The sequence below is a fragment of the Hydrogenophaga sp. genome, from assembly GCF_041633695.1.
Lineage (GTDB): Bacteria > Pseudomonadota > Gammaproteobacteria > Burkholderiales > Burkholderiaceae_C > Hydrogenophaga.
This window is the reverse complement of the sequence record NZ_JBFJMY010000672.1, coordinates 1-1,670: the sequence shown is the minus strand read 5'-3', so window position 1 is coordinate 1,670 and position 1,670 is coordinate 1. Positions and strand designations below refer to the sequence as shown.

At 60.5% G+C, this 1,670-nt stretch carries 1 protein-coding gene; it reads right to left on the bottom strand.

The window, feature by feature from the left end:
- Nucleotides 1–131: 131 nt before the first annotated feature.
- Nucleotides 132–1,595: an amidohydrolase family protein gene (locus tag ABYB95_RS23085; protein WP_372662567.1), complete on the bottom strand. Its 1,464-nt coding sequence runs from the start codon at nt 1,593–1,595 to the stop codon at nt 132–134.
- Between the last annotated feature and the right edge of the window lie 75 nt (nt 1,596–1,670).

Genomic DNA, 1,670 nt, shown 5'->3' with positions numbered 1-1,670 from the left:
TGCAGGGACATGGAGCCGACGACGTGAATCTCGTCTGTCCAGAAGCTGGCGATCCCTGCGACATCTTTCCTGGCGATGGCGGCATTGGACAGCGCTCTCGCCGCGCGGATGTGTTCTTCGTCGGTCATCGCTCAGGTCTTTGCCCGCTCCTGGCGGGTGATGACCTGGCCATTGCGTGCGCCAGTGTGTGCGCCCCGCTGCCAGGTGATGGCGCCGTTCACGATGACCGTCGCGATACCTTCGGCCGGCTTGTCAGGCGACTCGTAACTGGCTGCATCGCGAACGTTGATGGCATCAAAAATCACCAGATCGGCATGTTGACCTGGTTTGAGCGTGCCGCGGCCATGCAAGCCGAAATTGCGCGCGGTGAGTCCGGTCATTTTCCAGACCGCCGTCTCAAGAGGAAACAGGCCAATATCGCGGCTGTAGTGTCCAAGAATGCGGGGAAAGGTTCCCCAGAGCCGCGGATGCGGTTTCTCTCCAAGCGGGATGCCGTCCGAACCGATCATGGTCTCGTCGAATGCGAGCACGCGCTGCACATCGTCTTCGTCCATGATGAAGTAAATGGCGCTGCCAGGTTGCATCCGCCGTGCGGCCTCCTCCCTGGGGACACCCCATTCTGCGGCTATGTCTGCCAGGTCTCTTCCAGCGCACTCCGGGTGCGGCTCACTGCTGGCAATCAGTACGCGGCCATCAAGCATGCCCCGGTCGGTACGGATCATGGTGGAACCTGCGGTGTAGGGGTAGCAGTCCAGCGAAACGCACTGGTGCTTCATTGCTTCGCGGATAAAGGGCAGTGTCAATTGGGTCCTGCCGAAGTTGCCTTTGTGCATGACCTTGTGGTGCGACACGACAACCGGCACCTCGAGCGCTCGACCGATCTCAAAAGTCTCTTCCAGCGCTTCCATGACCCGGTCAGACTCGTCGCGCATGTGAGCAACATAGAGGGCTTTGTGCGACGTCAGCGGGCGGCCCACCTCGATGATTTCCCGCGTCGTCGCTTTCATGGCAGGGGCGTAGAAGGTACCCGTCGACAACCCGATGGCACCTGCCTGCATCGCCTCTTCGACATGGTCGCGCATGGCCACAATTTCTGTCTCACTTGCGGGTCGATCCATGTCGCTCATGGTGAGCGCGCGCAAGGTCGAGTGACCCACCATGGCCGCCACGTTGACCGACGAAGGCGTGGCACGAAGTGCATCCAAGTAGGCAGCAAACGTGGTGAAGCGGCCTTCGGCTGGCGAGTCGAGCAGGCTAAGCGGCATGGGCAGATCCATGCCGGCGCGCAATGGTGCGGCACTGATGCCGCAATTGCCAGCGACCACCGTGGTCACACCTTGCGACACCTTGTAAGGCATGCTGCCGTGCGACAGCACGGCCTGGTCGTCATGGGTGTGGGAGTCGATAAAGCCGGGGCAGACGATGAAGCCACTGGCATCCAGGACCTGTTCGGCTGTGGCCGACGAAAGGTCGCCGATGCGGACAATGTGGCCGTCGGTCACGCCAATATCGGCGACAAATCTCGGCGCTTTCGTGCCGTCAATCACGGTGCCGCCACGGATCAGCAGGTCGAAATGGATGGATGGATTTGTCATGGCTTCTGTAGATCCACTGAAGGGATTCTCCGAAAACGCTGTTGGCCGAGTTTCTCGGGCAACATTGAGGAATTG

Bases quoted from the DNA above. Each gene is read 5' to 3' on its own strand.
- ABYB95_RS23085 (WP_372662567.1), bottom strand. From the start codon at position 1,595: ATGACAAATCCATCCATCCATTTCGACCTGCTGATCCGTGGCGGCACC.